We start from the raw sequence: 12021 nt of genomic DNA, 5'->3' as shown, positions 1-12021 counted from the left end.
CGCGGCCCTCGGGGCAGGTCAGCGTCGGGCCGGGGCTACTTGCCCAGGACGCCCAAGCGCTTGTTGATGAACCACTGCTGCGCGATCGACAGCGTGTTGTTCGTGATCCAGTACAGCACCAGGCCGGCCGGGAAGAAGATGAACATCACGCTGAAGGCCAGCGGCATGATCCACATCAGCTTGGCCTGCATCGGGTCCGGCGGCGTGGGGTTGAGCCAGGTCTGGAACAGCGAGGTCGCGGTCATGATGACCGGCAGGATGAACCAGGGGTCCGGTGCCGAGAGGTCCTGAATCCAGCCGATCCACGGCGCGTGGCGCATCTCGACCGACGACAGCAGCACCCAGTAGAGCGCGATGAACACCGGGATCTGGATCACGATGGGGAAGCAGCCGCCCATCGGGTTGACCTTCTCGGTCTTGTAGATGCGCATCATCTCCTGCTGCATCTCTTGCGGCTTGTCCTTCAGGCGCTCGCGCATCTCCATGATCTTCGGGTTGATGGCCTTCATCTTGGCCATGCTGGCGTACGCCTTGGCATTGAGCCAGTAGAAGGCCGCCTTCAGCAGCACCACCAGCGCGACGATGGCCCAGCCCCAGTTGCCCAGGATGCCGTGCAGCTTGTCGAGCAGCCAGTACAACGGCTTCGAGATGATGGTGAAGATGCCGTAGTCCTTGACCAGTTCGAGACCCGGCGCCACCGCCTCGAGCGTCTTTTCGGCCTGCGGGCCGACGAAGAAGCGCGCGTCGATCGACTTCGTCGAGCCCGGCGCAACCTGGCCCGCGTTGGTGATCATGCCCACCGCGTACAAGTTGGTGTCGACCTTGCGCGCGAACAGGTCGCGCTGCACGCCGTCGGCCAGTAGCCAGGCGCTCGCGAAGTAGTGCTGCACCATCGCGATGTAGCCATTCGGCGACTCCTTGACGAAATCGGCCTTGCCCTTCTCGATGTCCGAGAAGTCGATCTTCTGGTACTTCTTGGCGTCGGTGTACACCGCAGGGCCGGTGAAGGTGGAATAGAACGACGACTCGCCCGGCGGCTTGTTGCCGTCGCGCACGATCTGCATGTAGAGCTGCGGCGACACCGGCGCCGTGCCGGTGTTGATCACGTCGTGGCGCACGGCCATGTCGTAGGCACCGCGCTTGAGCGTCCAGGTGGTGACCAGCTTCACGCCGCCGACGTCGGCCGACTCGAAGCGCAACACCATCTCGTTGGCGCCGTCCTTCAGGGTGCGGTCGCCGGTGAAGGTCATGGGCGTCTTGTGCGTCGGGAAGGTGCCACCGATCAGGCCGCTCTGCGCGACGTACACGCGGGCCGGGCTCTGGTCGAGCAGGACGAAAGGCTTGTCCTTCTCCGTCAGGTCGTCGTGCTGGATGAATTCGCTCTGCACCAGCGAGGCGCCCTGGGTGTCGAAGGTCAGCTTGAGCACGTCGGTCGTGACGACCACGCGCTCGCTGGCCGTCGCCACCGGCGTGGCGCCGCCGGGCACCGCGCCTGCGCCGGCCGCTGCGGCCGAGGTCGTCGGCGGCACGCTGGCGGAACCCGCCGTGCCGGTGGATGGCACCGCCGCCGACGCGCCGCTGGCGGGCGTCGCCGGCGCACTGGCCGCCGGTCGGGACGAGGGCAGGAAGGTCGGTGGCTTGCCGTTGTGGACCTGCCATTGGTCCCACAGCATCACCAGCGAGAAACCAAAGATCACCAGCAGGATGGTGCGGCGAATATCGTTCATGAAGAAGACTTCTTGTCGGAGGAGAGAAAGGCAAACAGCGATCGCGAAGCGTCGCGCTCGGCCTTCGTGGGAGGCACCGGATCGTGGCCGCCCTGGCACCAGGGCTGGCAGCGCGCGATGCGGTGCAGGGTGAGATAGCTGCCCTTGGCAGCGCCATGACGCTCGAGCGCCTCGATGGCATACACGGAGCAGGTCGGCTCGAACCGGCACGACTGCCCGAGCCAGGGGCTCAGCAGCAAGCGGTAGCCCTTGACGAGGCCGATGAGCGCACGTCGGATCATGAACGCGAGACCCGGGCTCGCTCGAGCAGTTGCTGCAGTTCGGTGCGCACCGCCGCCTTGAGCTTGTCCGACGTGGCGCTCACGAACTGGGTGCGATCGAAACCCGCACGCAGACGCACCACGTGCGCCGCGGTCGGCAGCGAGGTGTCGGCCAGGGCGCTCACGGTGTAGATCTGTCGCTTGATGGCATTGCGCGTGACCGCGCGGCGGGCCCAGCGCTTGGGCACCATGGCGCCGATCCACACCGCGTCCGCGTCGCTGAAAAGCGGCGCGGCACCCGCCGGCGCGTCGAGCGCGCAGCGATGCAATGCGAAGTGGGCGGTGCGCGCCACGGTGGCGCCTGCGAGGACGGCCTGGAACTGCGCGCGGGTCTGGAGCCGCTGCATGGGAACCGCCCGCTGCGCGCCAGGAGGGGCTGCGGGCGGAAGCGGCGAATCCTGCAAGGGTGCCGTCGATCCGGCCTTAGACGGCCAGGCGCTTGCGGCCCTTGGCGCGGCGAGCGTTGATGACGGCACGGCCGCCGCGGGTCTTCATGCGGACCAGGAAGCCGTGGGTACGGGCGCGGCGGACTTTGGAGGCTTGGTAAGTGCGTTTCATGATGCTTTTCCTAGGAGCCCGCCGATGATCGATTGCACCGGCGAGGGTTGACGCCCCGAAACACACAAGAGGTTTTCAGGGAAACCCGCGATTATCACAAACAATTGCAGAACCCACAAATCCGGCGTCTGGGGAGGGCATCTTCCCGGAGCGAATTCGGCCCTCGAGCCGGGTGTGGATAAGGTTTTGACAAGTTAGAATGCCGGTCGCCCTCCAAGGGCAGCTATCCACAACACGACAACCAGAAAAATGACCGAGGGAACCCCCTTCCAAACCGCCCATGCCGAACGACGGCGCGGGTGACAGCCTCTGGCAGGCCTGTGTCGATCAACTCGCGCAGGAGCTGTCCGAGCAACAGTTCAACACCTGGATCAAGCCGCTGACCGCCCAGGTCACCGACGACCTGTCGCGCATGACCGTGTTCGTCGCGAACCGCTTCAAGCTCGACTGGATCCGGGCCCAGTACGCCAGCAAGATCGCCGCCATGGCGGAGAAGATCTACGGCCAGTCGGTCCACGTCGAGTTAGCGCTTGCTCCGCGGGAAGCGCCCGTGCGCAGTGCCCCGATGGCCGTCATGGCTGAAACCGATGTGCCGCGCGACGTGGCCGGTCTGGGTGAAGACGCCGCCTCGGCCACCTTCAAGAATCGGCTGAACTCCGGCCTCACCTTCGACACCCTGGTCGAGGGCACGGCCAACCGCATGGCGCGCGCGGCGGCCATGCACGTGTCGGGCATGCCGGGGCATCTGTACAACCCGTTGTTCATTTACGGCGGCGTCGGTCTGGGCAAGACCCACCTGATGCACGCGGTGGGCAACCGGCTGCTGGCCGACCGGCCCGATTCCAAAGTTCTCTACATCCACGCCGAACAGTTCGTGTCGGATGTGGTCAAGGCCTACCAGCGCAAGACCTTCGACGAGTTCAAGGAGCGCTACCACTCGCTCGACCTGCTGCTGATCGACGACGTGCAGTTCTTCGCCAACAAGGACCGCACGCAAGAAGAATTCTTCAACGCGTTCGAAGCCCTGCTCGCCAAGAAGTCGCACATCGTGATGACCAGCGACACCTACCCCAAGGGCCTGGCCGACATCCATGAGCGCTTGGTGTCGCGCTTCGACTCGGGCCTCACGGTCGCGATCGAGCCGCCCGAGCTCGAGATGCGCGTGGCCATCCTGATCAACAAGGCGCGGGCCGAATCGGCGGAGATGCCCGAAGAGGTGGCCTTCTTCGTCGCGAAGAACGTGCGCTCGAACGTGCGCGAGCTCGAAGGCGCGCTGCGCAAGATCCTGGCGTATTCGCGCTTCAACCAGAAGGAGATCTCGATCGCCCTGGCGCGCGAGGCGCTGCGCGACCTGCTGTCGATCCAGAACCGGCAGATCTCGGTGGAAAACATCCAGAAGACGGTGGCCGACTACTACAAGATCAAGGTCGCCGACATGTACAGCAAGAAGCGCCCGGCCAGCATCGCGCGGCCGCGGCAGATTGCGATGTACCTGGCCAAGGAGCTGACCCAGAAGAGCCTGCCGGAAATCGGCGAGCTCTTCGGTGGCCGCGACCACACGACGGTGCTGCACGCGGTGCGCAAGATCTCCGGCGAGCGCCAGCAGCTTACCGAGCTCAATCAGCAGCTCCATGTGCTCGAACAGACCCTCAAGGGCTAGTCACCGGCACCGGCTAATCTCGGCACTGCACGACTAACGAATCGAACGAACGAGGAAGAGGTAGAAGATGATCGTCCTGAAGGCAACACAAGACAAGGTTCTCGCCGCGCTGCAGTCGGTGGCGGGCATCGTGGAGCGGCGCCACACGCTGCCGATCCTGGCTAATGTGCTGATCCGCAAGACCGGCGGCCAGTTGCAGCTCACGACCAGCGACCTGGAGATCCAGATCCGCACGACGGCCGAGCTGGGTGGCGACGAAGGCAACTTCACCACGACCATCGGCGCGCGCAAGCTGATCGACATCCTGCGCACCATGCCGACCGACCAGACGGTGAGCCTCGAGTCGAGCGCCGCCAAGCTGGTGCTCAAGGGCGGCAAGAGCCGCTTCACGCTGCAGTCGCTGCCGGCGGAGGATTTCCCGCTGGTGCAGGAAGCCGCCAACTTCGGCCCGGTCTTCAGCGTGCCGCAGAAGACGCTGAAAGACCTGCTGCAGCAGGTGTCGTTCGCGATGGCCGTGCACGACATTCGCTACTACTTGAACGGCATCCTGTTCGTGGCCGAAGGCAAGCAGCTGAGCCTGGTGGCCACCGACGGCCACCGCCTGGCCTTCGCGTCCGCCACGCTCGAGGTCGAGGTACCGCGCCAGGAAGTGATCCTGCCGCGCAAGACCGTGATCGAGATGCAGCGCCTGCTGTCCGACGCCGAAGGCGCCATCGAGATGCAGTTCGCCAACAACCAGGCGAAGTTCAGCTTCGGTGGCATGGAGTTCGTCACCAAGCTGGTCGAGGGCAAGTTCCCCGACTACAACCGCGTGATCCCGAAGGCCCACAAGAACAGCGTCACGCTGGGCCGCGCCACGCTGCTGGCCAGCCTGCAGCGCACCGCCATCCTGACCAGCGACAAGTTCAAGGGCGTGCGCCTGAACCTGGAGCCCGGCACGCTGCGCATCGCGTCGAACAACGCCGAGCAGGAAGAAGCCCAGGACGAACTCGACATCGACTACGGCGGCGACGCCATCGAGATCGGCTTCAACGTGACCTACCTGATCGACGCGCTGTCGAACATGAGCCAGGACATGGTCAAGCTCGACCTGGCCGACTCCAACAGCTCCGCGCTGCTGACGATTCCGGAGAACGAGCACTTCAAGTACGTCGTGATGCCAATGCGCATTTGATGCGTTTCCGACGAGAGCCCTTGCACCCACAACCCGCGGCCGCCGCGGGTTGGGTCTTTCAAGAGACCCCCGAACCCGTTTCCCCAGAGAGGATGTGTCCCCAATGAGCGAAGAAAACAAGCCGGAAGCACCGCACAGCGAGCCGGTCTACACGCCTGAAATCGAGAGCGCGATCCCGATCGAGATCACGCCCCCCGACACCTCGTATGGCGAAGGCTCGATCACCATCCTCGAAGGCCTGGAAGCCGTGCGCAAGCGCCCCGGCATGTACATCGGCGACACCTCCGACGGCACCGGCCTGCACCACCTGGTGTTCGAGGTGGTCGACAACTCGATCGACGAGGCGCTGGCCGGCTACTGCGACGACATCGTCGTCACCATCCACAGCGACAACTCGATCTCCGTCACCGACAACGGCCGCGGCATCCCGACCGGCGTGAAGATGGACGACAAGCACGAGCCCAAGCGTTCGGCCGCGGAGATCGCGCTGACCGAGCTGCACGCCGGCGGCAAGTTCAACCAGAACAGCTACAAGGTCTCGGGCGGCCTGCACGGCGTGGGCGTGAGCTGCGTCAACGCACTGAGCGTGATGCTGCGCCTGGTGGTGCGCCGCGAAGGCAAGATCCACGAACTCGAGTTCAGCCGCGGCTTCGTGCAGAACCGGATCATCGAAAAGGTGAACGGCGTCGAGGTCTCGCCGATGAAGATCGTCGGCGACACCGACAAGCGTGGCACCGAGGTGCACTTTCTGCCCGACACCACGATCTTCATCGAGAACTCGGACTTCCACTACGAGATCCTCTCCAAGCGCCTGCGCGAGCTGAGTTTCCTGAACAACGGTGTGCGCATCCGCCTGAAGGACGAACGCAGCGGCAAGGAAGACGACTTCTCCGGTGCTGGCGGCGTGAAGGGCTTTGTCGAGTTCATCAACAAGGGCAAGACCGTCCTGCACCCGAACGTGTTCTATGCCGAAGGCCGGCGCCCCGCCGAAACCTACGGCGGCATCCCGGGCACGGACATCGGCGTGGAAGTCGCGATGCAGTGGAACAGCGGCTACAACGAGCAGGTGCTGTGCTTCACCAACAACATCCCGCAGCGTGACGGCGGCACCCACCTGACCGGCCTGCGCGCCGCGATGACCCGCGTCATCAACAAGTACATCGAAGAGAACGAGTTCGCCAAGAAGGCGAAGGTCGAAGTCACCGGCGACGACATGCGCGAAGGCCTGTGCTGCGTGCTGAGCGTGAAAGTGCCCGAGCCCAAGTTCTCGAGCCAGACCAAGGACAAGCTGGTGTCCAGCGAAGTGCGCGCCCCAGTGGAAGACATCGTCGGCAAGCTCCTGACCGACTACCTGCAGGAACGCCCGGCCGACGCCAAGATCATCTGCGGCAAGATCGTCGAAGCCGCCCGTGCCCGCGAAGCCGCACGCAAGGCCCGCGAGATGACGCGCCGCAAGGGCGTGCTCGACGGCATGGGCCTGCCCGGCAAGCTGGCCGACTGCCAGGAGAAGGACCCGGCGCTGTGCGAGGTCTACCTGGTGGAGGGCGACTCCGCCGGCGGCTCCGCCAAGCAGGGCCGCGACCGGAAGTTCCAGGCCATCCTGCCGCTGCGCGGCAAGATCCTGAACGTCGAGAAGGCACGCTACGAGAAGCTGCTGACCAGCAACGAAATCCTGGTGATGATCACGGCGCTCGGCACTGGCATCGGCCGCGCCGGCGCCACGACGAACGGCGGTGGCGCGGACGACTTCAACGTCGCCAAGCTGCGCTACCACCGCATCATCATCATGACCGACGCCGACGTCGACGGCGCTCACATCCGCACGCTGCTGCTGACCTTCTTCTACCGGCAGATGCCGGAGCTGGTCGAGCGCGGCCACATCTACATCGCGCAGCCGCCGCTCTACAAGGTGAAGGTCGGCAAGGAAGAGCAATACCTCAAGGACGGCCCGGCGCTCGACGCCTTCCTGCTGAAGGTGGCCTTGCAGAACGCCAGCATCGAGACCGGCGGCCCGACGCCGACCACGTTGGCCGGCGACACGCTGGCCGAGCTGGCGCGCAAGCACCAACTGGCGCAAGCCGTGATCGCGCGCCTGGGCGTGTTCATGGACGCGGCCGCGCTGCGCGCCATCGCCGACGGCGTGTCGCTCGACCTCGACACCACCGCCGCCGCCGAAGCCTCGGCCGTCGCGCTGCAGGCCAAGCTGCGCGAACTCAATGAAACCGGCGTGCCCGCCGAAGTGGCGAGCGAGTTCGACACGCGCACCGACAAGCCGGTGCTGCGCATCAGCCGCCGCCACCACGGCAACATCAAGAGCAGCGTGATCACGCAGGACTTCGTCCACGGCGCGGACTACGCCGCACTCGCCACCGCGGCCAACACCTTCCGCGACCTGCTGGGCGAAGGCGCCATCGTGAAGCGCGGCGAAGGCGAGCGCGCGAAGGAAGAGAAGGTCTCCGACTTCCGCATCGCGATGAAGTGGCTGATCGGCGAAGCCGAACGCACCACCTCGCGCCAGCGCTACAAGGGCCTGGGCGAGATGAACCCCGAGCAGCTCTGGGAAACCACGATGGACCCGACCGTGCGCCGTTTGCTGCGCGTGCAGATCGACGACGCCATCGAAGCCGACCGCGTGTTCACCATGCTGATGGGCGACGAGGTGGAGCCGCGTCGCGAATTCATCGAGCAGAACGCGCTGCGGGCGTCGAATATCGACGTTTGACGACGAAGGCGTTGGCCAGCGATGGCCGTATTGGCCGCTAGCGCTTTGCCCCGAAGGCCGTGTTCAGCGCGTGGAGTCCAGGTGCGCCGCTCCGACCGAACGTTGCTCTCCGAAGGTTTTTAGAAGGAGCTGCCCCAACTCAGCCCTCCTCGCTGCCGACATGCGCGGCTTGATGGCTGCGATGGAGATCGCCGCAAACGGCGCGGCAGGATCCGGGATCACCGCGCCGACACCACCGACACCCTGCGTCACGGTGTCCACGAGCTCCGAGAACCCGGTGCGTCGGGTGCGCGCGATGACCTTGTCCATTTGCACCGGCGTCAATCCGGCTGCATCGAACGCGGGCGCGTGCTGACTTCTCACTCGGGCAATGTCCTCATCGGCGGCAGCAGCCAGGATCGCAAGACCACCGACACCGATGCCTAGCGGCCGAATGTCGCCAACACGGGTGCTGAAGATCTTGACGGGGAAGGCGCCGTCTTCGCGGGCCAGACATACCGTGTAGTCGCCCTGCCGTGCCAGCAGGAACACCGTGTCTTCCGAGAGTCGCGCGAGCCGCTGCAGCACCGGCTGGTACGTCGCCACCAGAGGTGCTCGCTTGAGCGAGGCAAAGCCCAACCGCATCGCTTCAAGACCCAACCGATAACGTCGTGTGGTGCCGTCGCGTTCCGCGAACTGTTCTTCCACCAGACAGGTCAGCAAGCGATGCGCGGTGGACCGCTCCAGCCCGGTGATGGCAACCACCTCGCTGACCGCCAGCCCCTCTTCATGGTGTGCGCCAAGCGCCCTCAGAACCTGTAGAGAGCGGCGCATGTTCTGCGCCCCCGGAGTTTCCATAGGTTTGCTCATGATATGGGATCCATCTCATTTACTGATCGCACTGTGAGCATATCAGCCAGATGATCGCGGCCATTCCACGAATGCAGGACCATCCGATGAGCGAACCTCTTCTTCTGATCGAGCAGTCCGGCGCTGTGCGCAGGATCTGGCTGAACCGTCCCCAGGTGCGCAATGCGCAGAGCCAGCAGATGCTGGACCAGCTCGATGCGGCCTTCGAGGCGGCTCGAACGGACCCATCGACCCGGGTGGTCGTGTTAGCGGCCAAGGGTGAGCACTTCTCGGCGGGTCACGACCTGAAGCAAGCGCAAGCGGAGCGTGCGGAGTTCACCGTCGAGGAGCGATGGGCGTACGAAGAGCAACGCTACTTCAGCTACTGCATGCGAATCTGGGACTTTCCGAAGCCCACGATCGCCCAGGTGCAAGGCGCATGCGTTGCCGCCGGTTTCATGGTCGCGAACATGTGCGATCTGCTGGTGGCGTCGGAAGATGCTTTTTTCTCGGACCCCGTCACCCATACGATGGGCGCCGCAGCGACCGAGGTGCTCATCCATCCCTGGGTGATGGGCTTGCGTCAAGCGAAGGAGTTCCTGTTCACTGGTGAACGCCTTACGGCAGCGGATGCCAAGGCACTCGGCATGATCAACCGCGTGACCGCGAACGACCGGTTGAACGAAGAGACGATGGCGCTGGCGCAGCGCATTGCCAAGGCGCCGCCCTTTGCGCTTCAGGTCCTGAAGAAGTCGCTCAATCGCTCAGTCGATGTGCAGGGCATGCGGCAAGCGCTTTCGGCGCATTTCGACGTGCACCAGCTGAGCCATGTGAGCGAGGAATACCGCCAGACCAAGGAGGCTGGACTGGCCAATGCCATCCAGAAGGGAGCGAAGGCATGAGCGGGGCGATCGCGCGCAACCCGTCGCATCGGCTCGCGCCGTTGCTGCAACCGCGGTCCATCGCGATGCTCGGTGCGAGCAACCAGGCCGGTCGTATCGGAGGCATGCCCCTCGACCTGCTGAAGCACTTCGGCTACGCGGGCAAGGTGTTTCCGATCAATCCCAAATACCAGGAGGTGTTCGGCTACGCCTGCTATCCGGACATCGAGTCACTGCCTGAGGTGCCTGATCTCGTGGTCTTGGCGATCGGTGCGGAAGACGTGACCGCCATGCTCGAGCGTTGCCACGCCAAGGGCATTCCCGCTGCGATCGTGTATGCCGCGGGATTTGCCGAGGCAGGCGCCGAAGGCGCTGCCCTCCAACGCACACTCGAGGCCTTCGTCGAACGCAGCGGCATGGTGGTGGCGGGACCCAACTGCATGGGCTTCGCGAACCTGAACATCCAGGCGCACACCGCTTTTGCGTCCGTCTTTCGCAGCGCACCGCCGCAGACGCAGCCAGGCCGCGTCAGCGTGCTCACGCAAAGCGGCAATGTGTGCTCGGCAGTCTTCGCATTGATCCGCCGGCTCGGCGTGCCGGTCAGTCACTTCATCAACACCGGCAACGAGGCCACGCTCGAGTTCGCGGAGTACCTCGCGTTTCTCGCGCAGGACCCGCAGACGGATTGCGTCGTCGGCTATGTCGAACAGTTGCGCGACGGTCCACGCTTCATCGAGGCGGCCCTGTCGCTTGCCGCACAGGGCAAGCCGCTGATTCTCTACAAGGCTGGCGAAACCGAGAAAGGATCGGAAGCCGTTCGTTCGCACACGTCTGCGCTCGCGGGCGACCTTGCGTTGTATCAGGCCGGTTTCGAGCAACTCAACGTGATCCGCGGCACCGATTTCGCGCAGATGGCCGATCTCGCCTACCTGAGCGGCTTTCGCCATCGACAGGGCGGCAGTCGCGTCGCCATCGTCACCATGTCTGGGGCGCTCGGGGCCATCCTGGCTGACAAGCTGATCCTGGCAGGGCTGGACGTTCCCACATTGCCGGCTTCCGTCCAGCAGGCCATGAGAGAAGGCATCCCCGACTACGGCATGGTCTCGAATCCGATCGACGTGACCGGCAACGTCGTCAACAAGCCAGAGTTCGTCCGGACGATCTTTGCGGCGCTGGCCGAGACCGACGCGGTGGACACCGTGATCGTCTATGCGCCCGGCTACCTGCTCGACCGGATGGCGGAGCCGCTGATCGAGATCTGCAAACGCTATCCGCGCTTGTTGGTCGCCATCGACACCGGCGCAGCGCAGTGCCGCTCGCAACTGGCCGACGCTGGCGTGCCTGTGTTCGACGATCTCGGTCGCGCGACCCGGGCCATCGCACCCTATTGCCATTGGATGACACGCCAACCGGCCGTGGCGCGATGGGCGGCATTGCGTGCAACGCCGCCGCGGCATGATGCCGCGCAGACACTGCCCGCGAAGCTCAATGAGCACGACACCAAAGCGCTTCTCGCGCAGTACGGTGTGCCCTCGCTGCCCGAAGAAGTCTGCAGCGATGCGGAGGCCGCAGTCCGGGCGGCCGGACGCCTCGGCTGGCCGGTGGCGCTGAAGATCCTGAGCGCGGACATCGCGCACAAGACAGAGGCCGGCGGGGTGAAACTCAACATCCGCGACGCGCCGTCGCTGAGGTTGGCCTGCGCGGATGTCCTCGCATCGGCTCAGGCGTACAACCCGGCAGCGCGCATCGACGGCTTGCTGGTGCAGCCGATGGCAAGCGGCGGCGTGACTGAGTTGATCGCCGGTGTCACGCACGATCCGGTCTTCGGCCCGGCGCTGACCGTCGGACTCGGTGGTGTGCTCACCGAGCTTTACCGCGACGCCAGCCATCGCCTGCTGCCGGTGGACACCGCCATGGTGGGCGACATGCTGCGCTCGCTGAAGGCCTGGCCATTGCTCGATGGCTTCCGCGGACGACCCATCGCCGACGTCGACGCTGCTTGCGCCGGGATCGCCGCTTTGTCCGATGCGGCCACGGCGCTCGGCAAGCAGGCGCTGGCGCTGGAGATCAACCCTTTGCAGGTTCGAGCCGCAGGACAAGGCGCCGTGGCGCTGGACGCGCTTGTACTCGTTCATTCGCCCGTCTGAGAAA

At 65.0% G+C, this 12021-nt stretch carries 10 protein-coding genes; 5 read left to right on the top strand and 5 right to left on the bottom strand.

Going from position 1 to position 12021, the window contains the following annotated elements; all coding sequences use genetic code 11:
* Window positions 1-35 precede the first annotated feature (35 nt).
* The 4 genes from yidC to rpmH form a co-directional block, all read right to left on the bottom strand.
* Window positions 36-1727, bottom strand: coding sequence for a membrane protein insertase YidC (yidC, locus tag ACSFA0_RS01535; RefSeq protein ID WP_435448473.1), 1692 nt, complete (start codon window positions 1725-1727; stop codon window positions 36-38).
* Window positions 1724-2008 (bottom strand): membrane protein insertion efficiency factor YidD, encoded by a 285-nt coding sequence (gene yidD / locus ACSFA0_RS01530; RefSeq protein WP_435448472.1) that lies wholly within the window; start codon window positions 2006-2008, stop codon window positions 1724-1726. Before yidD ends, yidC begins: the two co-directional genes overlap by 4 nt.
* The gene (locus ACSFA0_RS01525; RefSeq protein WP_435448471.1) at window positions 2005-2394 is read right to left on the bottom strand and encodes a ribonuclease P protein component; all 390 of its coding nucleotides are present in this window, start codon (window positions 2392-2394) and stop codon (window positions 2005-2007) included. Before ACSFA0_RS01525 ends, yidD begins: the two co-directional genes overlap by 4 nt.
* A 76-nt stretch (window positions 2395-2470) precedes the next feature.
* Window positions 2471-2605 (bottom strand): 50S ribosomal protein L34, encoded by a 135-nt coding sequence (rpmH, locus tag ACSFA0_RS01520; RefSeq protein ID WP_007834827.1) that lies wholly within the window; start codon window positions 2603-2605, stop codon window positions 2471-2473.
* Window positions 2606-2885: 280 nt separating this feature from the next.
* Here rpmH and dnaA point away from each other — a divergent pair, with 280 nt between their 5' ends.
* From dnaA to gyrB, 3 genes are all read left to right on the top strand, one after another.
* Window positions 2886-4265 (top strand): chromosomal replication initiator protein DnaA, encoded by a 1380-nt coding sequence (dnaA, locus tag ACSFA0_RS01515; RefSeq protein ID WP_435448470.1) that lies wholly within the window; start codon window positions 2886-2888, stop codon window positions 4263-4265.
* Between the two features lie 67 nt (window positions 4266-4332).
* Window positions 4333-5439: a DNA polymerase III subunit beta gene (gene dnaN / locus ACSFA0_RS01510; protein ID WP_435448469.1), complete on the top strand. Its 1107-nt coding sequence runs from the start codon at window positions 4333-4335 to the stop codon at window positions 5437-5439.
* 103 nt (window positions 5440-5542) lie between these two features.
* Window positions 5543-8161, top strand: coding sequence for a DNA topoisomerase (ATP-hydrolyzing) subunit B (gyrB, locus tag ACSFA0_RS01505; RefSeq protein WP_435448468.1), 2619 nt, complete (start codon window positions 5543-5545; stop codon window positions 8159-8161).
* A 63-nt stretch (window positions 8162-8224) separates the two neighbouring features.
* Here the strand turns inward: gyrB and ACSFA0_RS01500 are convergent, their stop codons facing one another.
* Complete coding sequence (locus ACSFA0_RS01500; protein ID WP_435448467.1) at window positions 8225-9010, bottom strand: IclR family transcriptional regulator; 786 nt, start codon at window positions 9008-9010, stop codon at window positions 8225-8227.
* An 86-nt stretch (window positions 9011-9096) separates the two neighbouring features.
* On the opposite strand from ACSFA0_RS01500, the gene ACSFA0_RS01495 reads away from it, so the two are divergent.
* Entirely contained in the window at window positions 9097-9891 is a 795-nt protein-coding gene (locus ACSFA0_RS01495; RefSeq protein WP_435450875.1) for an enoyl-CoA hydratase, read from the top strand.
* Entirely contained in the window at window positions 9888-12017 is a 2130-nt protein-coding gene (locus ACSFA0_RS01490; protein WP_435448466.1) for an acetate--CoA ligase family protein, read from the top strand. The genes ACSFA0_RS01495 and ACSFA0_RS01490 overlap by 4 nt, the downstream gene beginning before the upstream one ends.
* Window positions 12018-12021: the final 4 nt, after the last annotated feature.

The organism is Variovorax restrictus, assembly GCF_051216715.1.
Lineage (GTDB): Bacteria > Pseudomonadota > Gammaproteobacteria > Burkholderiales > Burkholderiaceae_C > Variovorax.
This window is presented reverse-complemented; position numbering and strand designations above follow the sequence as displayed.